The organism is Klebsiella sp. PK18 (assembly GCF_057784655.1).
Genome location: NZ_CM173493.1, coordinates 219,584 through 243,137 on the forward strand (window position 1 = coordinate 219,584; position 23,554 = coordinate 243,137).

Below are 23,554 nucleotides of genomic sequence, written 5' to 3' on the forward strand. Positions count from 1 at the left end.
GTTCGAGATGGCGTTATTAAATGTAGATAAATTATCGGTGCATTTCGGCGATGAGAACGCGCCGTTCCGCGCCGTAGACCGCATCAGCTATAGCGTGAATCAGGGTGAAGTGGTCGGTATTGTGGGGGAGTCCGGTTCCGGTAAATCCGTCAGTTCGCTGGCGATTATGGGCCTGATTGACTATCCCGGCCGGGTGATGGCGGACAAACTGGAGTTCAATGGCCGCGACCTGCAGCGCATCTCTGAAAAAGAGCGGCGTCAGCTGGTGGGGGCGGAAGTGGCGATGATCTTCCAGGATCCGATGACCAGCCTCAATCCGTGCTATACCGTCGGCTACCAGATTATGGAAGCGATCAAGGTCCATCAGGGTGGCAATAAGCAAACTCGCCGCCAGCGGGCCATCGACCTGCTGAACCTGGTGGGCATTCCCGATCCGGCGTCGCGGCTTGACGTTTATCCGCATCAGCTTTCCGGCGGGATGAGTCAGCGCGTGATGATCGCGATGGCGATTGCCTGTCGGCCAAAACTGCTGATTGCCGATGAACCGACCACCGCACTGGACGTGACTATTCAGGCGCAGATCATCGAGCTGCTGCTGGAGTTGCAGCAGCAGGAGAATATGGCGCTGGTGCTGATCACCCACGACCTGGCGCTGGTGGCCGAGGCGGCGCATAAAATTATCGTCATGTATGCGGGTCAGGTGGTGGAGACCGGTGATGCGAAGGATATCTTCCGCGCGCCGCGTCATCCGTACACCCAGGCGCTGCTGCGCGCGCTGCCGGAGTTCGCCCAGGATAAGGCGCGTCTGGCGTCGCTGCCGGGCGTGGTGCCGGGGAAATATGACCGTCCTGTCGGCTGTCTGCTGAACCCGCGCTGCCCCTATGCCACGGATAAATGCCGGAGCGAAGAGCCCGCGCTCGCGGATCTTACCGGCGGCCGTCAGTCTAAATGTCACTACCCACTCGATGATGCCGGGAGGCCTGGATTATGAGTACGCAAAAGGCCGCCACGCAACAACCGCTGTTGCAGGCCATTGATCTGAAAAAACACTACCCGGTGAAGAAGGGAATATTCGCCCCGGAACGACTGGTGAAAGCGCTGGACGGCGTCTCCTTTACCCTTGAGCGTGGTAAAACGCTGGCGGTGGTGGGAGAGTCGGGCTGCGGCAAATCGACCCTCGGTCGTCTGCTGACAATGATTGAGATCCCCACCGGCGGTGAGCTGTATTATCAGGGGCAGGATCTGCTTAAGCACGACCCGCAGGCGCAGAAGCTCCGGCGGCAGAAAATCCAGATTGTGTTCCAGAACCCGTATGGTTCGCTAAACCCGCGTAAAAAAGTGGGGCAGATTCTGGAAGAGCCGCTGTTGATTAACAGCAGCCTGAGTAAAGAGCAGCGCCGTGAAAAAGCGCTGGCGATGATGGCGAAGGTCGGCCTGAAAACCGAGCATTACGATCGCTACCCGCATATGTTTTCCGGCGGTCAGCGCCAGCGTATCGCTATTGCCCGCGGGCTGATGCTGGATCCGGACGTGGTGATTGCCGATGAGCCGGTTTCCGCGCTGGACGTTTCGGTACGTGCCCAGGTGCTGAACCTGATGATGGATCTGCAGCAGGATTTAGGGCTGTCCTACGTGTTTATCTCCCACGACCTGTCGGTCGTCGAGCACATCGCTGATGAAGTGATGGTGATGTATCTCGGCCGCTGCGTGGAGAAGGGCACCAAGGACCAGATCTTCAACAATCCGCGTCATCCGTACACCCAGGCGCTGTTGTCGGCGACGCCGCGTCTGAATCCGGACGATCGGCGCGAGCGGATCAAGCTGACCGGCGAACTGCCGAGCCCGCTGAACCCACCGCCGGGCTGCGCCTTTAACGCGCGCTGCCGTCGACGCTTTGGTCCCTGCACCCAGCTTCAGCCGCAGCTTAAGGATTACGGCGGCCAGCTGGTAGCCTGCTTTGCCGTCGATCAGGATGAGAATCCGCAAAAACCCCACGCCTGATGGCACACTCCCGGTCCCAGGACCGGGAGTTTCTCTTCCGCCGGAGAGGAAACCTGGCAACACCGTTTATTACCGCAGTTTCTGCCATACTCTCGGAGCATTCTTCGTCGATTATCCGAAAAAATAAGCCTTTCAGTCCATTTTTATAGAATTAAAGAGAAATTAAAATGGTTCAGGTTTATTCTTTCGTCCAACTGACGCTATGATTTCATCATTGCGTAATACTTTTATATAAAAACGACTGGGAAGCGCGATGGTTGCGGGGGTTAAGGATGTACGCATACCTAAAAAATGGGGCTATCCTTCTGAAAGGGAAGTGTTAGTGTAGCGATACTTCTGCCGTGGAATCATCCCAAAAATCAAATTCTAAACTATTATAACCCTGTCAATCGTGTGTATTGGTACGTCACCACCGGCGCTTTATCTGCCATACCAGAAGCGTCACGATATTTTTAATATACCCAGAAAATAACAACAAACTTAATATGAAATTTTTAAAATCATGAGGTTATCAATGAACCATTATGATGATCTGCAGCGCTTTCAAGAAAAAACGCGGACGCAAAACCTCAAATTTCAGGATCTTTCTTCGCAAGCCGCCACGCGGGAACATGGGGATTGGGCGATCCTCAATCAGCTGAATCCCGACGCCGGGAAACCCGCTTCTCTGGCGCTGGGAGGGTCGGTCTCCGCGCCACTGCCGCAGCCCGTGCCTGCGGATCTCTTCCAGCGTGTCGACCCTGTGGTCGCCGCGCCAGCATCACCTCCGGTTGCGCCAGTCCCCCCAGTTATTGCCGCGATCCCACTGCCGGTCGCAGAACCTGCAATGCCGGAACCTGTCGCTCCGGCGCCAGCGATGACGGCAGAGCCCTTGGCAGCGACGCCAGTACCTGAACCGGTGATGGCCCCGCCGCCGAGGATGGCCCCGCGGCCTGCGCCGGGCGCCGACAACTATGCCCACCTGTTCGCGGCAAAAACCGCGGAGCCGGTGGCGAAAAATAAAGACCAGCCTTTGAAATCTCTTCTGGAAAGGATCGCAACATGCCGTTGATTTGCGTCTGTTCACCGAAAGGTGGCGTGGGGAAAACGACCCTTGCGGCCAATTTAGCTTATTCGCTGGCGCGGACCGGCAGCAAAGTCCTGGCGCTGGATTTTGACGTCCAGAATGCGCTGCGTTTGCATTTTGGCGTGCCGCTGAGCGATGAGCGGGGCTACGTGGCGAAGGCGCTGGAACTGCATGACTGGAGCCAGTGTGTGCTGAGCGCCGGCAGCAATATTTTCGTCCTGCCTTACGGCGAAGTGAGCGAAGCGCAGCGTCAGGCGTTTGATGAGCAACTGACCCACAATGACCATTTTCTCCAGCGCGGTCTGTCGGCGCTGCTCAACTATCCCGGGCTTATCACCATCGCCGATATGCCGCCAGGGCCTTCACCGGCGCTGAAGGCCCTGACGGGGCTGGCGGACCTGCATCTGATCCCGCTGCTGGCGGATACCGCCTCAATGTCGACCCTGGCGCACGTGGAAAAGCAGCGCCTGACCGGCGGGGCGCTGAATCATAAGCACGGGCACTATTTCGTCATAAACCAAAGCGATAGCCGTCGCCAGGTCAGCCGGGACGTCACCAGCCTGATGGAAGAGAAACTGGGCGAGCGCCTGCTTGGCGTGATCCATCGTGATGAAAGCGTGGTAGAGGCTAATGCCTCGCAGAAGTCGATCCTGGACTTCAACGCCTCCTCCGCAGCGGCCTTTGATATTGAAATCATGGCTAAAAAAATATCTTCGCTGTTGGGTATCCATATTGGCGATGGCACGGTGCACAGCCAGCCACGCATGTCAGGGCTTTAACTTATTGCAGGGCTGCTGAATGAAAAAATCTCTTTTTTGGTTGCTGGCGCTGGTGCTGTCTCCCGTCGCCGTGCTGGTGGTGATCACGCCGATGGACAGCCAAAAGCAGTATATTTTTGGTCTGCTTAGTATCGGTATTCTCTTTCTGATGGGCTTCAGCAAGCGCCGCAGCGTATCGGTCATTATGGTCGTCACGTCGCTGCTGATGTCCACGCGTTACATGTATTTTCGCCTCACGCAGACCCTGCACTTCAACTCATCCATTGAAGCCATTCTCGGGATGGGACTCTTTCTGGCGGAAGTTTATATCTGGGTGATGCTGCTGCTTAACTACCTGCAGACGGTCTGGCCGCTGAAGCGCGGCATTGTTCCACTGCCGGATGATATGAGTAAATGGCCGACGGTCGATATCTATATCCCGAGCTATAACGAACCGTTAGAGGTGGTGCGCGATACCGTCCTGGCGGCACAATGCATTGATTATCCAAAAGATAAAATGAAGATCTATCTTCTGGATGATGGCAAACGCAGTGAGTTTGCCGTGTTCGCCGCCGACGTCGGCGTGGGCTATATCACCCGTAACGACAACAAGCACGCCAAAGCGGGGAACCTTAACCATGCGCTGACCCTGACCCACGGGGAGCTTATCTGCGTTTTCGACTGCGACCACGTCGCCACGCGCGTCTTCCTGCAGGCCACCGTCGGCGGTTTCCTGAAAGATCCGATGCTGGCTCTGGTGCAGACGCCGCACTATTTCTATTCCCCGGACCCGTTTGAACGTAACCTCTCCGTCGGGCGCAACATCCCGAACGAAGGGATGTTGTTCTATGGCCCGATTCAGCAGGGGAACGACAACTGGAACGCCACCTTTTTCTGCGGCTCCTGCGCGGTGATCCGCCGTGAGGCGCTGGCGCAGATCGGCGGTTTCGCTGTCGAAACGGTGACCGAAGACGCCCATACGGCGCTGAAGTTTCAGCGTCTGGGATGGAAGTCGGCCTTTCTCGATATTCCGCTGGCGGCTGGTCTCGCCACCGAACGTCTGGTGGTGCACGTCATCCAGCGTACCCGCTGGGCGCGCGGGATGACGCAGATCTTTCGCGTCGATAATCCCCTGTTTGGTCGCGGCCTGACCTTCCAGCAGCGCTTGTGCTACCTGAGCGCTATGCTCTACTACCAGTTCGCGCTCCCGAGGGTGGTGTTTGTCACCGCCCCGCTGGCTTATCTGCTGTTTAACCTCAATATTATTTACTCTTCAGCGAGCCTGATTGTCTCCTATGCCCTGCCGCATCTGTTCCTCGCTATTTACGTTGGTTCGCGAATGAACGGCCGCTATCGCTACAGCTTCTGGGGGGAGATCTACGATATTGTGCTGGCCTTCCACCTGGTGCTGCCGACACTGGTGACGATGATTTTCCCCAAACGCGGCAAATTCAACGTTACCGATAAGGGTGGCCTGCTTGACGTCGGTTACTTCGATTTCACCGTGGTGCGGCCGCACCTGGTGGTGGCCTGCCTGCTGGCCCTGGGGGTGGTGGTCGGCATCGTCCGGGCGATTGGCCATGACTACTTTGGCTCGGATCCCAACGTTATCGCCCTCAACGTCGGGTGGGGGATCTACAGTCTGATCTTCCTGCTGGCGGCGATTGCCGTGGCGCGCGAAACGCGGCAGGTGCGAAAAACCATTCGTATCGATGTCGACATTCCGGTGGTGATCCATTACGCCAGCGGTATCGTTTCCCGCAGCCATACCGCGGACCTGTCGATGGGCGGCTGCCGCGTGGCCGCGCCGGATATGCGCCATCTGGAGGATGATATCGAAGAGATTGAGCTGATCCTGCAGTCCGGGGCTATCTCCATTCCGGCTCAGCTGGTCACCTCAGACGAGCGCTTCCTGCGCCTCAAGTTTGATGAAGATATTCCTCTCTCGCGCCGCCGTGAACTGGTGCGGGTGGTGCTGGCCCGCGCGGATGCCTGGATTAATCCGCCGCGCCCGCAGGATAACCCGTTCCGCTCCTTCTTCACCATTTTGCGCTGCGTGTTCGAACTGTTCTGGTTGACGTGGAAAACCCGTCGCAGCCAGCGCAGCCGGACGGCTGTGGCGAAAACGGCGCAGGAGGATGGGACGTTATGAAGCGATTAACGACGCTGGCGCTGCTGGCGGGGATGTTCTCTGCGCCTGCGCTGCACAGTGAAGAGCCGGCTACTGGCGCTTCAGCTCCGCTGAGTTTTCCGCAGCTCAACGGCGCGGCGGACAATGAGCCCGGTGACGAACCTCCGGCGGCCGCTCCAGAAGAGGCCACGCCAGCGGTAGCGACCGCCCCCGCTGGCGATGCGGCGTTGACAACGCCTGTGCCTGAGATGCCCGCAGTAACCCCGCCGGTGAGCGACACGGTTGCGCCCGATGTCATCCCCGTCGCCCCGGTTTGGGGAGGCGATCTGAATCTGGCGCAAATGGGGATGCCGGATGGCATTATCCTCAGCGGCGGCCAGCGGCAGGGGGGCGTTAGCTTTACGCTGCCTTCCGACCAGGTGGTGATCCATTCCCAGCTCAGCCTTGCCGTCCGCGTATCGCCGGAAATGGCGAGCCGCAACGCCACCCTGCAACTGATGCTCAACGGTCAGCCCCTCGGCACCCTGCCGTTGGGTGCTGATGGCGAGGATGTCTCCCATTATCAGCTGGATATTCCGCCTGCGCTGATGGTCTCCAGCAATAACCTGAGCGTGAAGATCAACGATGGCGATACCCTGCAGTGCCAGCGTGACATTCATGATTCATCGCGGGTGACGGTGCTGCCCACGTCGCATTTCAGCTGGGAAAGCCAGCAACTGAACATCAGCGACGACCTGAGCCACTTCCCACGCCCCTTCTTTGACAGCATGCAGATGACCCCGGCGGACATCGCGGTCGCCTATGGGGCGAAGCCCTCAGCTGACGTCTTCAGCGCCGCGGCGCTGGTCTCTTCATGGCTGGGTATCCAGGCGGACTATCGCGGCATCGCCTTCAGCGCCCTGCGCGATCGCCTGCCGGAACGCCATGGTATTGTGATTGGCCATCCGGGCGAGCAGGTGGGCGGCATGACGCTGCCGGAAACCGATAAACCGCTGCTGCGCGTCATCGCTAACCCTGCCAATCCGGCCTACAAACTGCTGCTGATTGTCGGTAAAAACGATATGGCGCTGCGCATGGCCGCCTGGCGGTTGACCCGCGGCAACTTCGCCCCGCAAACCGCGACGCAGGATGTCGAACCGCAGACCATCCCGGTTGGTAAAGCGTACGATGCGCCGCGCTGGATCCCCACCGATCGTCCGGTCAGGCTCAGCGAACTGTTGCGTAAGGATCAAAGCCCGACCGTCAGCGGCGTCTGGCATGAGCCTTTACGTATCGCCTTTCGCGCCGCGCCCGACCTCTATCTCTGGGATGGCGAGACGATCCCGCTGCAGGTTGGCTACCGCTTCCCATCGGAAAACTGGATTAATGAGGACAAGTCCCTGCTGAGCGTCACGCTCAACGGCACCTTCCTCAATAACCTGGCGATGAACAAGCAGGGACCACTGGAGAAAGTCTGGCGCCACCTCGGGGGCGATGCGCGCCAGGAGCGCTTTACCATCCCGCTGGCACCTTACCTGATCTACGGCGATAACCAGCTGTCGATGTACTTCAATGTGGTGCCGAAGGATGATGTTCCGTGCTCGGTACTGCTGAATAACAATATCAAGAGCCGGATCACTGACGACTCCTGGATTGATTTGAGCAAAACGCGACACTTCTCGCTGCTGCCAAACCTCTCCTATTTCGTTGGCGCCTCATTCCCTTTCTCGCGACTGGCGGACTATTCGCAAACGACGCTCATGCTGCCGGCGGACCCGTCTGAGACCCAGGTGGCCACCCTGCTGAATCTGGCGGCGCGCTCCGGAAATGCGACCGGCACCGCGCTGGCGAATAACCGCGTCGTGCTCGGGATGCCGACCGGCGGCGCGGATCTGCAGTCGCTGCGCGAACGTGACGTGCTGGCGGTCACCGCTCTCGATCAGCAGGCCTTTAACCAGAGCCTGCTGGCTGATTCACCGTATCGTCCGGTGGATAACACGCTGAGCGTCCGTGAGCCTGACCTGTGGCAAAAAGTGCAGCGTCGGCTCACCGGCGACTGGACCTCGGCCAGCCTCGATGCCGATCGCTACTTCTCGTCCAGCAGCGCCTGGCGCGGGTTCATCAGCTATCGTTCGCCGTGGAACGCGACTCGCCTGGTGGTGGTGGCGATGGCCAGCAATGATGACCAGCTGGCGCGATTGAAGACCGATCTGGACTCGCCGCGTATCAACGCCGGGATCCGTGGCGATACCGCGGTGATCACCAGTGATAACGGGGTGCGCAGCTTCCAGGTCAGCACCCCGTTCCCCAGCGGTCAGATGCCGTGGTACATGATGGCCGTCTGGTATGCCAGCCAGCATTCCGGTTTCCTGGCGGTGCTGGGGCTGATTGCCACCTCGATAATGGGACTGGCGCTGACCGCGATGTTTAAACGTCATGCCCGTAAGCGTCTGGGTTCGGGGGATAACTAATGAAAAGAAAGATAACAATAACGATGAAAACCTCCCGCCGGTTCACGACGTTCTGCCTCACCGGCGCGTTGACTCTCGGTGCTGCTGGCGGCGCGCTGGCGGCAGGTAACGACGCGGCGCTGCAGGCGCTGTTCGCCCAGGCCAACTACTGGCATGAGAAATCCCATGACGAACTGGCGATGGAGTCCCTGCAGAAGGTGCTTTCGGTCGATGCCAATAACACCCAGGCGCTGTATCTGATGGCGCTCTGGTCGCAGCAGGGTGGCGATATGCAGGCGGCGGCGCAGTGGCGCGCCCGGCTGGCGAAAGCGGCGCCTGACAGCCCGGGGCTGCAGGATTTAGACAACGCTAAAAAGATGTCGCAGGTGCCGCAGGGGCAGCTCAGCCTGGCCCGCCAGCAGGCGCGCGGCGGCAATATTCCCGGGGCGCTGGCGACCTGGCGCAGCATGTTTAATGGCAATACGCCGCCTGCCGGGCTGGCGGCGGAATATTACCTGACCATGGCCAGCGACAAATCGCTTTATCCGCAGGCCATCAGCGAACTGCGCCAGTACGTGGCCCAGCATCCGCAGGAGAACGCCCCGCGGGTGGCGCTGGGCAAAGCCTTAACCTGGCGGGAAGAGACCCGCCGGGAAGGGATCGCTCTGCTCGAGCCGATGGCCAGCGGCAATAAAGAGGCGGACAGCGGCTTGCGTCAGGCGCTGCTCTGGCTGGGCCCGCAGGCCGGCGATGAACAGTATTACGACACCTGGATGCAGCGGCATCCGCAGGATAGCGAAGTCCAGAATTACTTTCGCGAACGGCGCAGCGGTCAGGCGCGTGGCCAGGGCTATGCCAATCTGAACAGCGGCAATACCGCCGCCGCGAAGCAGCAATTTGAAGAGGTGCTGCAGACCAACCCGCAGGATGCCGATGCGCTGGCGGGCATGGGCTATATCGCGCAGCGCAGCGGCGACTACCAGGCCGCGTCGCAGTATTTGAGCCGGGCGGCGGATCTCGGCGGCGACGCCTCGGCGACCCGTCGTCAGCAGGCGGCCGATGCGCTGTTCTACGGCCAGCTGGCGCAGGCGCAGCAGGCCTATAAGCAGGGCAATATTAGTCAGGCGCTGGCGCTCTCCGCGCCGCTGGCGCAGCAGAGCGGGGCGCGGGGCGCCTCGGCGAAGCTGTTCCGCGCCGATGTGCTGCGACATAACAAAGATTTGCCCCAGGCGGAGCAAACGCTACGTTCGCTGTTAAGCGACGATCCGCAGAACGCGGCGGGGCGGGAAAACCTCTATTACGTGCTGCGCGAGCAGAATAAATCCGCCGAGGCGCAGGCGATGCTGCAGACGCTCCCGCAGAGCCTGCAGCAAAAACTGCAGCCGCGGGTGGTGGCCGGTATGCCGGGCGATGCCGTGCGCCGTCAGGCCCAGGCGCAGGTCAGCAGCGGTAATCCAGCCGGCGCGATTGCCACTCTGCGCGAAGGCGTCGCCCGTTATCCGGACGATCCCTGGCTGCGCCTTGATCTGGCCCGGCTGTTGCAAAAATCGGGTAACGGTAGCGAGGCCTCTTCGCTGATGTCGGCGGCCTATCGCCCGGGCGCCAGCAACAATGCGCTGTATGCCGCCGCCCTGTTTGCCAGCGAAAACGGCGCCTGGCAGCAGGCGCAGACGCTGCTGGCGCGCATTCCCGGCGGCAGCCAGACCAGCGACATGCGCGATTTACGCCAGCGGGTGAACTACAACCTGCAGCTGGCGACCGCCGAAAACTATCTGGCGCAGGGCAACCGCACTGCCGCCAGCAATACCCTGCGGGCGATGGCCTCCACGCCGCCGAAAGCCCCGGCGGACGCCGGCAAGCTGGCGCGGCTGCTGGCCGAGAGCGGCGATCTGACTACCGCGGTCTCGCTGGTGCGCAACAATATCAGCAGCGGGGTGTCCGGCAACGCCGGTGATTACGCCGATCAGATTGCGGTGCTGAATCAGGCCGGGCTGACCGGCGAGGCGCAGAACCTGCTCAGCAATCCGCAGCTGCAGGCCAGCAGTACGCCGACGCAGCTGGCGAGTATTCGCAACGGCTATGTGATCAACGAAGCCGATCGCCTGCGCGAGGAGGGCAATTACGCTGCGGCGTATGACAAGCTGATCCGCGCCATGCAAAGCGATCCGCAGAATACCGATCTGATGTTCGCGATGGCGCGGTTGTACCAGAGCGGCAAAATGAACAAAGAGGCCGGGGTGGTCTATGACTACCTGATGACGCGCGATACGCCGAACCAGGACGCGCGCGCCGGGGCCATCGACGTGGCGCTGTCGGCGGGGAACAACGATCGTGCCGAACAGCTGGCCGGCGGTTTGCGCCAGGATAACTCCCCGGATCGCTTACTGCTGCTGGCGAGAGTCGCAGAGGCGCAGGGCCATCATCAGCAGGCGATGACCTACCTGCGTAGCGCCCGCGGCAAACTGCTGGGTATGCAAAGCACCAACAGCAGCGAAACGCCAACCGTCGGCGGGGTGCTGGCGGCGGATAACCCCTTCATCGGCGTGTCGCAAACGTCGGCGCCGACGCGAACGGCCTCCGCCTACGGGCAGTATATGCCGTGGCAGGTCGCCCAGTCGGCCGCCGCGCCCGGTTCCACGCTGCCGGGGATCCAGCGCCCCGATCTGCCAGTGGACACCGCCGAGACGCGGATGCTGCGCCAGGTGGACACCATGATGGAGTCGCTGCAGGAGAAAACCGGCAGCTGGCTGCAGGGCGGTATGGACGTGCGCGGGCGCGACGGCGAATCGGGTACCAGCAAGCTGACGGAGCTCCGGACGCCGCTGACCTGGTCTTCTTCGCCATTTGGCGATTCGCGCTTTGACTTTACCGTCACCCCGATGTCGTTGAACGCCGGAACCGCCAGCGGCGACGCCTGGCGTCGCTACGGCGCCAACCCGCTGGCTAATGCGGTCTCCAATATGGTGAGTACCGCCACCAGCGAGCAGGCGGCGATCGCCTCGATGACCGAGGCGGAGCGGACGGCCTATTTTGCCAGCAATCCGGGGGCCGAAGCCTTAAGCGGCCTGGGCACCCTGAATGCGGCAGATTTCAATCCGACCACCAGCAGCGGGATGGAAAACCTGGCGAAGCTCGGGAGCTATGATTCGGGACAGGTCGCCAGCTATCTGGCCTCTTCCAGCCTTAAGCCGAACGTTGACCAGACCAGCGGCTCAACCGATTCGCAGAAGGCTAACGGCGTCGAGCTGGCGCTGGCGTTAAGCGGTGACGATTATCGCGTCGACATTGGCAGCACGCCGCTGGGCCAGGATCTCAATACCGTTGTCGGCGGGGTGAAATGGTCGCCTAAGCTGAGCAACTACCTGTCGCTGATCCTGACCGGCGAACGCCGCTCACTGACCGACAGCCTGCTTTCTTACGTTGGTCTGAAGGACACTTATTCCGGTAAAACTTGGGGGCAGGTGACGAAAAACGGCGGCACCCTGCAGCTGAGCTATGACGACGGCGACGCGGGCTTCTATGTCGGCGGCGGCGGATACAGCTATCTGGGGCAGAACGTCGCCAGCAACACCAGCATTAACGCCAATGCCGGGGTCTATCTGCGGCCCTATCATGACGAATACCGCCAGTTACAGACCGGGTTGAGCATGAGCTATATGGATTATTCCAAGAACCTCAGCTACTTCACCTATGGTCAGGGGGGCTACTTTAGCCCGCAAAACTATGTCAGCGTGTCGCTGCCGGTCAGTCTGACGGAGAAATATGATAACTGGACCATGAAGCTTGGCGGCTCGGTGGGCTACCAGTCTTACAGTCAGGATAAGAGCGCCTATTTCCCGACCAATTCGGAGTGGCAGCAAACCCTGGAAACGGCGGTGAGCAATGGGTTTGCCAAGGAAGCCTACTATTCCGCGACCTCGAAGAGCGGCATCGGCTATACCCTGCGCGCCGGGGCGGACTACAAGGTTAACAAACAGATGACGCTGGGGGGCCAGATTGGCTATGACACCTTCGGGGATTATAACGAAAGCACCGCCGGGCTCTATATCCGCTATATGTTGGGAGATCATTGATGATGACGGAGAACAATAACCCGGTGGTCACGACCTGGTTCCAGCAGCAGCAGACGCCTGCCGGATGGTTCGATCTGTTGGTTATTATGGTCGAAGGTATGTTAAATAATGCCGGCGAGCTGGAAAGCCAGCCCTTCCTGCGTCAGATGGGCGCCTCGCTGGCGGAGACCCATCCGCTGCCGGCGTCGGAGACGGTGGGAGAGCTGGAGGCGAATATCAACCGGCTGCTGACCCATTTCCACTGGGGCGTGGTGACGATTGATGTCGGTGAGGATGGCCTGCGCCTGCGCCATCAGGCGTTGCCGGTCAGCCGGGACGACGCGGGACGCGTGCGCTGGTGCAACGCGTTCTGTGCCATACTGGAGGGGTTATATTCTCGCTGGCTGCAGAGTCAGGGAGGCAGTGCTCATGTCGTTTTACAACGTGAGCGGGTGTTCTCTGTCTCTGACGTTCAGTTTCTTTACTACCATCCATAATGAGTGAATGTATGCCCCTGCGTGCTTTAGTGGCGGTGATAGTGACAACGGCAGTGATGCTGGTGCCCCGGGCGTGGGCGGATACGGCCTGGGAGCGCTATAAGGCCCGTTTTATGATGCCGGACGGCCGTATCATTGATACCGCCAATGGCAATGTGTCGCATACGGAAGGTCAGGGCTTTGCCATGCTCCTGGCGGTGGCGAATAACGATCGCCCGGCGTTCGACAAGCTGTGGCAGTGGACGGACAGCACCCTGCGCGATAAGTCTAACGGGCTGTTTTACTGGCGTTATAACCCGGTGGCACCGGACCCTATCGCCGATAAAAACAACGCCTCTGATGGCGATACGCTGATCGCCTGGGCGCTGTTGCGTGCGCAAAAGCAGTGGCAGGACAAGCGCTACGCGATTGCCTCGGATGCCATCACCGCCTCCCTGCTGAAATATACGGTGGTGACCTTCGCCGGTCGTCAGGTGATGCTCCCGGGCGTGAAAGGGTTCAATCTCAACGACCATCTGAACCTTAATCCCTCCTATTTCATCTTTCCGGCCTGGCGCGCCTTCGCGGAGCGGACGCATCTGACCGCCTGGCGGACATTGCAGACCGACGGACAGGCGCTGCTGGGGCAGATGGGGTGGGGGAAATTACACCTGCCCAGCGACTGGGTGGCGCTGCGGGCGGATGGCAAGATGCTGCCAGCCAAAGAGTGGCCGCCGCGGATGAGTTTCGATGCGATTCGTATCCCGCTGTATCTCTCGTGGGCCGATCCGCAAAGCGCTTTGCTCGCGCCGTGGAAGGCCTGGATGCAGAGTTACCCGCGTCTGCAAACCCCGGCGTGGATCAACGTCAGCACCAACGAGGTGGCCCCCTGGTATATGGCCGGCGGTCTGCTGGCGGTGCGCGATCTGACGCTGGGTGAACCGCAGGAGGCGCCGCAGATTGACGACAAGGATGATTATTACTCTGCCAGCCTCAAGCAGTTGGTCTGGCTGGCGAAACAGGATCAGCGTTAGAGACGGTGATTGATTTGCCGCCTTCCCCGCCCGTAGGCATGCGGGTGGGGAAGGGAGAATGGGAACGTCTCACGATGTAAGGCCGCCAGTTTGGACGGCCTTGTCGCTTATTGCGGATAAGGCACCCAGCTACCGCCATTCAGCTGGACATAAGGCTTGCCCTGATACTGGATGACGATGGCGTTGGCGTTTTCGGACACCGCTGCGCTCTGCGGCAGGTTTGCGACATACTGCTGCCAGTTGACGCTGTCCTCGCTGAACATTTTGCCGTCGAGGGCACGCACCACCAGCTCCGACACCGCCAGGTAACTGCTGGGCTGATCGATGATAATCGGCGCCCCTTCATGCGGCGCTTTCATGCCGAAGAATTTTACCGCCGTCGGGACGTTCGTGATCGACGGGCTCGGGATATCCCGCAGGCCAGAGACCTGCATCTTATCGCCCTTCAGCGCGCCGCCGTGTTCCGGCACCACCACCACCATCACTTTCCGCCCCGATTTCTCCAGCTCGGTGAAGAAGTTATCCAGGTCATCAAACAGCTTCTGCGCCCGCACTTTGTAGTCTGCGGTTTTGCTTTGCCCCGGGAAGTGGTTGCCGTCATGCAGCGGCAGGGTGTTATAGAAGGTGGCGCTCCGCGGATTGCTGCTGGCCTCTTCGGTCTTCAGCCAGCGGTTGAGGACCGCCAGATCCTCATACACCGGGGAGCCGTCAAACGCCTGCAGGCTGACCGGCAATCCGGTCTGGTCCATCAGCGGGCTCTGCATGCCGCCCAGCGAACGCAGTTCTTTCAGGAAGTCGCCGAACAGACCGTTATGGCCGAGCATCAGCTGCTGGTTGAAGCCGAGTTTCGCCAGGTTTTCAAACAGGTAGCAATCGGCGCCGGACGGCTGATACAGGTTGGTATGCGACAGCTGGCCGCAGCTGGCGCGCAGCAGGCGCACCGCCGCCGGGCCGCTGTAGGAGGTCGCGGAGTTAAAGTTTTTGAAGACAATATCGAAATGCTTCCACAGCGGATGGTCCATCAGACCGGCGGCTTCAATATCCGACCAGGAGAGCGAGCAGATATTGATCACCAGCAGGTCAAACGGCTGGGCATCCGCCGGCAGCTGGTCCGGGAACGGCGTTTTGCGTTTCTGCTCGGCGGCATAGAAACCGTTCAGCCAGTTGGTGAGATTGGCTGACGTCGGCGGCTCGGTCTGCGGTGGAATATCGCTGCTGGCGGGGCTGGTCGCGGCGCCAGCGGCGGCGTTGGCCCCGGTATTGGCCGGCGCGGTCGTGGCGGCGGCCGTGGTGGGCTGACCGGCGGGCCATAGGGTAAAGGCTGGCAGCAGCGGGCTGACCGCCAGCCAGACGACCATCGCGGAGACAAACACGGTGACGCGCAGCCACTGACTGATAAACAGCCACAGGACCAGTAAAACAAAGAAGGCGCCGACCATGCTCCAGTTAATAAACCGGACGATCAGATCCCAGATATAGCTGGCGCTGAAGCCGGCGATTTGCGAACCCTGGCTAAGAAGCGTCTCCGGACCGGGCAGCCAGGTATCGTGCCAGAACAGCGCGAAGCCGAGCGGAATAGCGATCCAGTGGCGGATACGGTGTAGCTTTTCGCGCGGGATCGGCACCAGCAGAAAGGCGAGAAACACCAGGTTCAGCATCGGGTGGAAATTGAGATACCCGGCCCACAGCAGGGCAAATTTGACCAGAAAATATAAATTCCAGCCGCCAAGGCCGCGCCAGTACTGCCAGAGCGGAAGCGGTGTCGCGGTCGGTTTAGTGTTTGTCATTTGTTCGCTTTGCCTTGCTTAACCGTGGCTCCCCGGCGTAATACGCCTGCCGGTTTCACGTAACGGGGTTTAAAGAACATCAATCTTAACGTCGTGCGAATACGGCGCTGGTAATGGCGCGTCAGGTAACCCAGCGGGAAAAACAGCAGGGCGCAGAGCACCACCAGTTGCAGAATATCGGCGATAGACATCATCAGGCTTGTTCCTCGCGGGTGGTTAACCGGTGCGGCTCGGGGTAGCGTCGCCAGTGGCGTCCATCGTGGGTGGCGTTGATGGTCTCGTTTTTACCCACCGACAGCGGCAGCGGCGTGTTCCAGCGCGCCGGTTCGACGCCGCGCATGATCACGATTTCCGAGAGGATCTGCTTGTCTTCAAACCACACCATGCGGTTAGAAAAAATATCGCCGGTCGGCAGCGGGAAAATGTGGTTTAGCGCGGTATCGAGGTCATTGATCCGGCAAAACGACAAAAACAGCACCAGCCGGTTATTGCCGATGGTCATGATATCGCCCATCCGGTTGGGTTTGCATAACGTCAGCGCCTGCTCAACGCGCAGCCCTGGCGCCGGGCGCAGGGCCACCATTACGCCTTTGCTGTCGGCGGGCAGCAGGGTATTGGCCATCACGTTCTGTACCGCCTCGCAGAAAGCATCCCACTTCTGGTAGCCGCGCAGCTTTAACGGCTGGCTCCAGGTCAACAGCGTGGCGAAATCCTCCGGAATATGGCGGGAGAATTTTTGGTTCTGCACGCTTTCGATCAACGTCAGACAGCGGGAGAGCGACGCGCTGCTGGGGATCACCAGACTGGCACCGCTGCTAAGCAGTAGCCGCTCATCTGTCGCGCGCAGGCTGGGCGTTTGTTCACGGACAATAATTTTCAGCGCCGTACCGCGCTGGCGACGCAGGGTATGAATATAGCGGCCCAGCTGTTCAATTTGCGTATTCTGGGTGATGGAGAAAAGTACCGTGGCCGCTTGTGCGGTGCGCCCGGCGTTGAAAACCTCGTCGTTGGTATCGAACAGGGTCCAGTATTCCGACAGCGGCGGGGCGCCTTCCAGCACGCGCATATTGCTGAGGATCACCTTCTCATCACTACGTGGCTGAACGTTGGTTTCCGTCTCCTGCGCCAGCCGCCAGCCGGCATCATCGCGTTGGACCATCAGCTGCTGCTGAGCGCTGATGCCTTTGTCGCTTCCCCACCAGGCAATATCAAAGAGATGCCGGTCGCCCTGGTAACGAATACTTGCCAGGCCGGAAAGGGAACGGTACTCGCGTAATAATGGGGTGAGCTGTCGATCGATATCCTGGGCGGAATTGATCGCCAGGAAAGCGCAACGGTGATATTGCGCCCAGCGGCTGGTCTTTTCCACCCACGCGCATAGCTTATCTTTATTTATATTTTGCCAGGTATTTTCAGCGCATAGCAGAATAAACAAGTAATTGCCAGGTTCGAGGGAGCAGACTAAATCACGATGTATTTCTTCCAGGGCTTCCGGACGATTCGGCAGGGTGAACAGCGCGATATTATCCGGGCCACCTTCATTATCTAATGAAATGATATTATTAGGTTTGTCTCCCATTACCAGCGCGGCGATCTTGCTGTTTTTCGCCTGCGCGGCCAGCGTCTGATTAAACAGACTGACGGCATCGGTATAACGGTCAACGTTGAGCCACCATACCCCACCGACCGGCATATGGCACACTTCATCCCATAATGATGAAATACCCAAAGTAAATACACTATCCACGGCATCCCTCGTGCGCCCTGATTGACACTGGATAAGTTTACTAGCGAAACCGACAGAGTAAACCTAACATTGAAATTAAAGGTCATCAGTTTTAGCATGTACACCTGCTTTTAAGGATGCGCTGTATTCGTCCTCTGGTTTAATAATAAATTTCAAACGGACAGAGATATGCCAGCAAAAGATCCTGCAGTACCCACGGACGCCACGCTGGGGTACACCTTTCAAAATGATTTTCTGGCGCTAAGCCGGGCATTTTCCCTGCCGGATATTGATTATCATGATATTTCCCGGCGCGAGCAGCTGAATGCGGCGCTGAAGCGCTGGCCGTTACTGGCAGAGTTTGCAGAGAAAAAATAAGGAAGCCGGAGATGGCTATTCTGGGATTACAGGGCGTGCGCGGGGGGACTGGCGTCACGTCCATTACGGCTGCACTCGCCTGGGCGCTGCAATTGCTCGGTGAAACGGTGCTGGCGATCGACGCCAGCCCGGATAATATGCTGCGCTTTTTTTTCAATACCGACGTCCATCATCAGGACGGCTGGGCGCGGGCGCTGCTCGACGGTCGGGACTGGCGCGACGCGGGTCTGCGCTATACGCAACATATCGATCTGCTGCCGTTTGGCCAGCTCAGCGCCGGCGAAAGAGAAAATGCTGACCAGCTGCAGCCCGCGCTGGGGGCGATGGCGGAGGCTGTGCAGCGGCTGCAGAGCCAGTACCGCTGGCTGCTGCTGGATCTGCCGAACGGTTATTCGCCATTAACCCGCGAGCTGCTGACGCTGTGCGATCGCACACTGGTGGTGGTTCATCCCGACGCCAATAGCCATATCCGTCTACACCAGCAGCCCCTCCCGGCCAACAGCGACATTCTGATTAACGATCTGCGGGTCGGCAGCCAGCTACAGGAAGATCTCTACCAGCTGTGGCTGGAGAGCCAGCCGCGCATCCTGCCGGTGACGATTCACCGCGACGAGGCGATGGCCGAGTGCCTGGCGGCGAAACAACCTCTCGGGGAGTATCGTCAGGACTCCCTGGCGGCGGAAGAGGTGCTGACCCTGGCGAACTGGTGCCTGATCCACTATTCCGGCGGGAGGCCGGCATGATCCGCCTCAGCACGCTGCTGCTGGCTCCGCCGGTGGGGGAACGGCTGCGCGCGCGCTATGACGACTATCGGCAGCACGGGGCCTCCTGGCTCTCGGCGTCGCTTGGCTGTCTGTGGGCGTCGCTGGTCTGGGCGCTGATGCCGCTGGAGACGCCGCGCTGGCAGGCGATTCTGGCCCACCATGAAACCTATTTTCCCCATATTAATCCGCATCGCCCGCGTCCGCTGGATCCGGTGCGCTACCTGCTGCAATCCCTGTGGTTGCTGGCGACGCGCGTGCCGGAGCCGGAAAAAAAGGTCAACTGGCGCTCGCTGGCGGCCCTGGAAGGGGTGCACGGTCGCTATACGCAATGGCTGGAAAAATTGCCTGAACAGGTGAATGCCCGCACCGGCCATCTGGATAAACAGAAAGAGCTGGCGCACCTTAATCCGAAGCTGCGTCGGGCGATCCTTGGGGGGGTGACCTTCTGCTCGCTGGTGCTGGCGCTAATGTGTATTACGCAGCCCTTTAACCCGCTGTCGCAGTTTATCTTCCTGATGCTGCTGTGGGGCGTGGCGCTGCTGGTGCGGCGCATCCCGGGGCGTTTCTCGGCGCTGATGCTTATTGTACTGTCGCTGACGGTGTCGTGCCGCTATATCTGGTGGCGCTACACCTCGACGCTGAACTGGAACGACCCGGTAAGCCTGGTGTGCGGGATCATTCTGCTGTTCGCAGAGACCTACGCCTGGGTGGTGCTGGTGCTGGGCTACTTCCAGGTGGTTTGGCCGCTGAACCGCCAGCCGGTGCCGCTGCCGGAGGATATGGATCTGTGGCCAACCGTGGACATCTTCGTCCCTACCTACAACGAAGATCTCAACGTGGTGAAAAACACCATTTACGCCTCGCAGGGCATCGACTGGCCGAAGGACAAGCTGAACATCTGGATCCTCGACGATGGCGGACGGGAAGCGTTTCGCCAGTTTGCCAAAGATGTCGGGGTGCACTATATCGCCCGTACCAGCCACGAGCACGCCAAGGCCGGTAACATCAACAATGCGCTGAAATACGCCAAAGGGGAGTTCGTCTCGATCTTTGACTGCGACCATGTGCCGACGCGCTCGTTTCTGCAGATGACCATGGGCTGGTTCCTGAAAGAGAAAGAGCTGGCGATGATGCAGACCCCGCACCACTTCTTCTCGCCCGATCCCTTTGAGCGCAACCTTGGCCGCTTTCGCAAAACGCCGAACGAAGGGACGTTGTTCTACGGCCTGGTGCAGGACGGGAACGACATGTGGGACGCCACCTTCTTCTGCGGCTCCTGCGCCGTTATCCGTCGCGGCCCGCTGGATGAGATTGGCGGGATAGCCGTCGAAACGGTAACCGAAGATGCCCATACCTCTCTGCGTCTGCACCGGCGGGGACACACCTCAGCCTATATGCGGATCCCGCAGGCGGCGGGGCTGGCGACGGAGAGTTTGTCCGCGCATATCGGCCAGCGCATCCGCTGGGCGCGCGGGATGGTGCAGATTTTTCGGCTCGATAACCCGCTGTTTGGCAAAGGCCTGAAGCTGGCGCAACGCGTCTGCTACGCCAACGCCATGCTCCACTTCCTCTCCGGTATTCCGCGCCTCATCTTCCTCACGGCGCCGCTGGCCTTTTTGCTGCTCCATGCCTATATCATTTATGCGCCCGCGCTGATGATCGCGCTGTTCGTGCTGCCGCACATGATCCACGCCAGCCTGACCAACTCGAAGATTCAGGGCAAATACCGCCATTCGTTCTGGAGTGAAATCTACGAGACGGTGCTGGCCTGGTATATCGCGCCGCCCACCTTTGTGGCGCTGATTAACCCGCATAAAGGTAAGTTCAACGTCACCGCGAAGGGCGGGCTGGTGGAAGAAGAGTATGTCGACTGGGTGATCTCCCGGCCCTATATCTACCTTGTACTGCTCAATCTGGTCGGCGTCGCGGTGGGGATCTGGCGATTTATGTATGGCCCGGAAAACGAAATTCTCACCGTCTGGGTGAGTATTGTCTGGGTGTTCTACAACCTGATTATTCTTGGCGGCGCGGTGGCGGTCTCGGTCGAAAGCAAGCAGGTTCGCCGTTCGCATCGTGTCGAAATGAGCATGCCGGCGGCGATTGCCCGCGAAGATGGCCATCTGTTCTCCTGCACGGTTCACGACTATTCCGACGGCGGGCTGGGGATCAAAATTCACGGCGACGCGCAGGTGCTGGAAGGCCAGAACGCCCGGCTGTTGCTCAAACGAGGACAGCAGGAATATGCCTTCCCGGTAAGGGTCGCGCGGGTCAACGGCAGCGAGGTGGGGCTCCAGCTACTGCCGTTGACCAACCAACAGCATATCGATTTTGTGCAGTGTACGTTTGCCCGCGCTGATACGTGGGCGCTTTGGCAGGATAGCTTCCCGGAAGACAAGCCGATGGAAAGCCTGCTGGATATCCTCAAGCTGGGCTTCCGTGGCTATCGTCACCTGGCGGAGTTTTCGCCGCCGTCGGTGAAGGTGGTTTTCCGCGCGCTCACTTCGCTGGTGGCCTGGATAGTGTCGTTTGTACCCCGACGCCCTGAACGCGCCGCGCCGACGCTCTCCGCAGACCCGGCAATGGCTCAACAATGATGATAATGCGATGAAAAGAAAACTTTCCTGGATGTGTGCAGTAGCGGTGGGCATGTGCAGCTGGTATCCGCTGGCCTCTTATGCGGCGCCGGCCGTCGTGGCGAACGCCGCCCCTGGCGTTCAGCCGCAGGTAGCGACCCCGGGCGCGCCGATCGTGGTGGGCGAGCCAACGGCGGCCCTTGCCGAACCGACCGCCCCGGCGGCGGTGGCCGAGAACGTCCCGCAGCGGGAGGTGAAGCTGACTTTTGCCACCATCGCGCCGCCGCCCGGCAGCATCGTGCTGCGAGGCTCACGGCCTGACGCGTCGGTCGAATTCGGCATGCGCAGCGATGAGCTGGTCGCCAACGCGCTGCTCAACCTGGAATACACCCCATCGCCTTCGCTGCTGCCCGTGCAGTCGCAGCTGAAAGTCTATCTCAACGATGAGCTGATGGGCGTCCTGCCCGTGACCAAAGAGCAGCTGGGGAAAAAGATCCGCGCGCAGTTGCCGATTGACCCGCTGTACATCACCGACTTCAACCGCGTACGGCTGGAGTTTGTCGGTCACTACCGCGATGTCTGCGAAAACCCCGCCAGCAGCACGCTGTGGCTGGACGTCGGGCGCGAAAGCTATCTGGATCTCACCTACCAGTCGCTGAAGGTGCATAACGATCTGTCACACTTCCCGGTGCCGTTCTACGATCCGCGCGATAACCGCCCGCTGACGCTACCGATGATTTTCCCGGGCTCGCCAGCGGTGGCCCAGCAGCAGGCGGCGGCGATTGTCGCCTCCTGGTTCGGCAGCAAGGCCGGCTGGCGCGGCCAGCAGTTCCCGGTCTATTTCAACGAACTGCCGGATCGTAACGCCATTGTCTTCGCCACCAACGACAAGCGCCCGGACTTCCTGCGCGATCATCCGCCGGTCAAGGCGCCGACCATCGAAATGATCGACAACCCGAACGATCCTTACGTCAAGCTGCTGGTAATTTTCGGCCGCGATGATAACGACCTGCTGCTGGCGGCGAAGGGGATTGCCCAGGGCAATATTCTGTTCCGCGGCAGCAGTGTCACTGTGGACGGCATCAAAACCCTGCAGCCGCGTCAGCCTTACGACGCACCGAACTGGGTGCGCACCGACCGCTCGGTCACCTTCGCTGAGCTGAAAACCTATGAGCAACAGCTGCAGTCCAGCGGGCTGGTGCCGGATGCCATCACCGTGGCGCTTAATCTGCCGCCGGATCTCTATCTGCTGCGGGCCAACGGCATCGATATGGATCTGAAATATCGCTACACCATGCCGCCGGTGAAGGACAGTTCGCGGATGGATATCAGCCTCAACGACCAGTTCCTGCAGTCGTTCAGCCTGAACAGCGCTCAGGACGTGAACAAACTGATCCTGCGCCTGCCGGTGCTGCAGGGGCTGCTGGACGGCAAATCAGAGGTCACCATCCCCGCGCTGCGTCTCGGGGCGGTCAACCAGCTGCGCTTTGACTTCCAGTACATGAACCCGATGCCGGGCGGCTCCATCGACAACTGTATTACCTTCCAGCCGGTGCAGAACCATGTGGTGATTGGCGACGATTCGACCATCGACTTCTCGAAGTATTATCACTTTATCGCCCTGCCGGACCTGCGCGTCTTCGCCAATGCGGGCTTCCCTTACAGCCGTATGGCCGACCTCTCCGACACGCTGGTGGTGGTGCCGAAAGCGCCGACCCAGGGCCAGGTGGCGACGCTGCTGCAGGCGCTGGGCGGTATCGGTTCGCAGACCGGTCTGGCGGCGATTAATCTGCAGATGACCGACGATGGCAACCAGATCAAGAACAAAGATGCGGATCTGCTGTTGATCGGCGCGATCCCGTCGTCCCTCAAGGACGACACCAAAATCAACCTGCTGGTCGAGGCGACCAAAAGCTGGGTGAAAATGCCGATGCGCCACTATGACCTGGCGAGCATTTATCCCGATGACGATGCCCGCACGCCCAATACCCGCACCGACATTACCTCTTCCGGGCCGATGGCGGCGGTGATTGGCTTCCAGTCGCCGTATAACGATCAGCGCAGCGTGGTGGCCCTGCTGGCCGACAGCCCGCGCGGTAATGAACTGCTGACCAACGCCCTCAACGACAGCGGTAAGCGGGCAGCAATGTTTGGCTCGGTAGCGGTGATCCGCGAGTCCGGCGTCAACAGTCTGCGGGTAGGGGATATCTACTACGTGGGTCATCTGCCCTGGTTCGAGCGCATCTGGTTCGCGCTCTCTAACCACCCGATACTGCTGGCGATCTTCGCCGCTATCAGTATTGTGCTGCTGGCGTGGGTGCTGTGGCGCATGCTGCGCATCATCAGTCGCCGCCGTCTTAGCCTGGATGATGAATAAAC

Annotated in this window: 15 protein-coding genes and 2 pseudogenes; 14 read left to right on the forward strand and 3 right to left on the reverse strand. The window is 60.0% G+C overall.

Translation table 11 applies throughout. The annotated features are described in order from the left end of the window. Positions 1-7 precede the first annotated feature (7 nt). From dppD to AC3EMD_RS01100, 10 genes and pseudogenes are all read left to right on the forward strand, one after another. Entirely contained in the window at positions 8-991 is a 984-nt protein-coding gene (gene dppD, locus AC3EMD_RS01055) for a dipeptide ABC transporter ATP-binding protein (RefSeq protein ID WP_012540347.1), read from the forward strand. After that, complete coding sequence (gene dppF / locus AC3EMD_RS01060; RefSeq protein ID WP_008806903.1) at positions 988-2,001, forward strand: dipeptide ABC transporter ATP-binding subunit DppF; 1,014 nt, start codon at positions 988-990, stop codon at positions 1,999-2,001. The genes dppD and dppF overlap by 4 nt, the downstream gene beginning before the upstream one ends. Positions 2,002-2,025: 24 nt before the next feature. After that, positions 2,026-2,199: pseudogene (locus AC3EMD_RS01065) on the forward strand (hypothetical protein); the annotation flags it as partial. 316 nt (positions 2,200-2,515) lie between these two features. Further along, positions 2,516-3,052, forward strand: a complete 537-nt coding sequence (gene bcsO, locus AC3EMD_RS01070) for a cellulose biosynthesis protein BcsO (RefSeq protein ID WP_008806904.1) — start codon at positions 2,516-2,518, stop codon at positions 3,050-3,052. 1 nt (position 3,053) lies between these two features. Beyond that, positions 3,054-3,846 (forward strand): annotated as a pseudogene (locus AC3EMD_RS01075) (cellulose synthase operon protein YhjQ/BcsQ). Positions 3,847-3,865: 19 nt separating this feature from the next. Further along, a complete protein-coding gene (gene bcsA, locus AC3EMD_RS01080; protein ID WP_008806906.1) occupies positions 3,866-5,977 on the forward strand; it encodes a UDP-forming cellulose synthase catalytic subunit in 2,112 nt (703 codons plus the stop codon). Next, a complete protein-coding gene (gene bcsB, locus AC3EMD_RS01085; protein ID WP_302073890.1) occupies positions 5,974-8,406 on the forward strand; it encodes a cellulose biosynthesis cyclic di-GMP-binding regulatory protein BcsB in 2,433 nt (810 codons plus the stop codon). The genes bcsA (AC3EMD_RS01080) and bcsB (AC3EMD_RS01085) overlap by 4 nt, the downstream gene beginning before the upstream one ends. Next, positions 8,406-12,458 carry a cellulose biosynthesis protein BcsC gene (locus tag AC3EMD_RS01090; RefSeq protein ID WP_302073891.1) on the forward strand — a complete coding sequence of 1,351 codons (4,053 nt, stop codon included), beginning with the start codon at positions 8,406-8,408 and terminating at the stop codon, positions 12,456-12,458. Before bcsB (AC3EMD_RS01085) ends, AC3EMD_RS01090 begins: the two co-directional genes overlap by 1 nt. Then, entirely contained in the window at positions 12,458-12,934 is a 477-nt protein-coding gene (gene bcsD / locus AC3EMD_RS01095) for a cellulose biosynthesis protein BcsD (RefSeq protein ID WP_008806909.1), read from the forward strand. The genes AC3EMD_RS01090 and bcsD overlap by 1 nt, the downstream gene beginning before the upstream one ends. Positions 12,935-12,945: 11 nt before the next feature. Then, entirely contained in the window at positions 12,946-13,947 is a 1,002-nt protein-coding gene (locus AC3EMD_RS01100) for a family 8 glycosyl hydrolase (protein ID WP_032733919.1), read from the forward strand. A gap of 107 nt (positions 13,948-14,054) precedes the next feature. On the opposite strand, the gene bcsG is transcribed toward AC3EMD_RS01100, so the two are convergent. Genes bcsG through bcsE form a run of 3 tightly spaced genes read right to left on the reverse strand, consistent with a single transcriptional unit; the run spans position 14,055 to position 17,481 of the window. After that, complete coding sequence (gene bcsG, locus AC3EMD_RS01105) at positions 14,055-15,734, reverse strand: cellulose biosynthesis protein BcsG (RefSeq protein ID WP_032740318.1); 1,680 nt, start codon at positions 15,732-15,734, stop codon at positions 14,055-14,057. After that, entirely contained in the window at positions 15,731-15,928 is a 198-nt protein-coding gene (bcsF, locus tag AC3EMD_RS01110) for a cellulose biosynthesis protein BcsF (protein WP_008806912.1), read from the reverse strand. The genes bcsG and bcsF overlap by 4 nt, the downstream gene beginning before the upstream one ends. Continuing rightward, entirely contained in the window at positions 15,928-17,481 is a 1,554-nt protein-coding gene (gene bcsE / locus AC3EMD_RS01115; RefSeq protein WP_064166791.1) for a cellulose biosynthesis protein BcsE, read from the reverse strand. The genes bcsF and bcsE overlap by 1 nt, the downstream gene beginning before the upstream one ends. A gap of 168 nt (positions 17,482-17,649) precedes the next feature. Between bcsE and bcsR the strand changes: the two genes are divergently transcribed. Genes bcsR through bcsB (AC3EMD_RS01135) form a run of 4 tightly spaced genes read left to right on the forward strand, consistent with a single transcriptional unit; the run spans position 17,650 to position 23,552 of the window. After that, on the forward strand, positions 17,650-17,838 hold the full coding sequence (bcsR, locus tag AC3EMD_RS01120; RefSeq protein WP_002921513.1) for a cellulose biosynthesis protein BcsR: 189 nt from the start codon (positions 17,650-17,652) through the stop codon (positions 17,836-17,838). Positions 17,839-17,849: 11 nt separating this feature from the next. Then, a complete protein-coding gene (gene bcsQ / locus AC3EMD_RS01125; RefSeq protein ID WP_023323370.1) occupies positions 17,850-18,581 on the forward strand; it encodes a cellulose biosynthesis protein BcsQ in 732 nt (243 codons plus the stop codon). Then, complete coding sequence (gene bcsA, locus AC3EMD_RS01130) at positions 18,578-21,196, forward strand: UDP-forming cellulose synthase catalytic subunit (protein ID WP_048268299.1); 2,619 nt, start codon at positions 18,578-18,580, stop codon at positions 21,194-21,196. The genes bcsQ and bcsA (AC3EMD_RS01130) overlap by 4 nt, the downstream gene beginning before the upstream one ends. 10 nt (positions 21,197-21,206) lie before the next feature. Beyond that, the gene (gene bcsB, locus AC3EMD_RS01135) at positions 21,207-23,552 is read left to right on the forward strand and encodes a cellulose biosynthesis cyclic di-GMP-binding regulatory protein BcsB (RefSeq protein ID WP_008806916.1); all 2,346 of its coding nucleotides are present in this window, start codon (positions 21,207-21,209) and stop codon (positions 23,550-23,552) included. Positions 23,553-23,554: the final 2 nt, after the last annotated feature.

Coding starts and splice junctions, on each gene's coding strand:
- AC3EMD_RS01100 (WP_032733919.1), top strand. CDS start 12,946: ATGCCCCTGCGTGCTTTAGTGGCGGTGATAGTGACAACGGCAGTGATG.
- bcsG (WP_032740318.1), bottom strand. CDS start 15,734: ATGACAAACACTAAACCGACCGCGACACCGCTTCCGCTCTGGCAGTAC.
- dppD (WP_012540347.1), top strand. CDS start 8: ATGGCGTTATTAAATGTAGATAAATTATCGGTGCATTTCGGCGATGAG.
- bcsB (WP_302073890.1), top strand. CDS start 5,974: ATGAAGCGATTAACGACGCTGGCGCTGCTGGCGGGGATGTTCTCTGCG.
- bcsO (WP_008806904.1), top strand. CDS start 2,516: ATGAACCATTATGATGATCTGCAGCGCTTTCAAGAAAAAACGCGGACG.
- bcsB (WP_008806916.1), top strand. CDS start 21,207: ATGAAAAGAAAACTTTCCTGGATGTGTGCAGTAGCGGTGGGCATGTGC.
- bcsQ (WP_023323370.1), top strand. CDS start 17,850: ATGGCTATTCTGGGATTACAGGGCGTGCGCGGGGGGACTGGCGTCACG.
- bcsF (WP_008806912.1), bottom strand. CDS start 15,928: ATGATGTCTATCGCCGATATTCTGCAACTGGTGGTGCTCTGCGCCCTG.
- bcsA (WP_048268299.1), top strand. CDS start 18,578: ATGATCCGCCTCAGCACGCTGCTGCTGGCTCCGCCGGTGGGGGAACGG.
- bcsR (WP_002921513.1), top strand. CDS start 17,650: ATGCCAGCAAAAGATCCTGCAGTACCCACGGACGCCACGCTGGGGTAC.
- bcsA (WP_008806906.1), top strand. CDS start 3,866: ATGAAAAAATCTCTTTTTTGGTTGCTGGCGCTGGTGCTGTCTCCCGTC.
- AC3EMD_RS01090 (WP_302073891.1), top strand. CDS start 8,406: ATGAAAAGAAAGATAACAATAACGATGAAAACCTCCCGCCGGTTCACG.
- dppF (WP_008806903.1), top strand. CDS start 988: ATGAGTACGCAAAAGGCCGCCACGCAACAACCGCTGTTGCAGGCCATT.
- bcsD (WP_008806909.1), top strand. CDS start 12,458: ATGATGACGGAGAACAATAACCCGGTGGTCACGACCTGGTTCCAGCAG.